This window comes from Citrobacter sp. TBCS-14, from assembly GCF_005280805.1.
Lineage (GTDB): Bacteria > Pseudomonadota > Gammaproteobacteria > Enterobacterales > Enterobacteriaceae > Citrobacter > Citrobacter gillenii.
Genome location: NZ_SZWM01001228.1, coordinates 322 through 653 on the forward strand (window position 1 = coordinate 322; position 332 = coordinate 653).

Genomic DNA, 332 nt, shown 5'->3' on the forward strand with positions numbered 1-332 from the left:
TGTTGTCGTATGTACTACCTGCCAGCCCAATACCGATACCCCAGTTAACATTTCCGTTCGTACAATTGATGCGTTCTATAACATGGTCTGAAATCACGATGTCACTGTCGTTTATCGCGACATTCCACTCGATGGCGTCACCCTGTAAATCACTAAAGCGGCTGTTGGTTATCCGTACCCCATCCATCTGGTTATGAAACCCCTGTCGCAGGATCCCGTAATTCGCATCAGTGACGGTAATGTCGTCAATGGTGAGGTTACGCATCGCTCGCGGCGTTTTCCCCCCGATATAAATTTGTGCCACAGGGGCGAAACCGCTCATGGCTATGCCT

At 49.7% G+C, this 332-nt stretch carries 1 pseudogene; it reads right to left on the reverse strand.

The features are described from left to right. Positions 1-332 (reverse strand): annotated as a pseudogene (gene wcaM, locus FDX22_RS32235) (colanic acid biosynthesis protein WcaM); the annotation flags it as partial.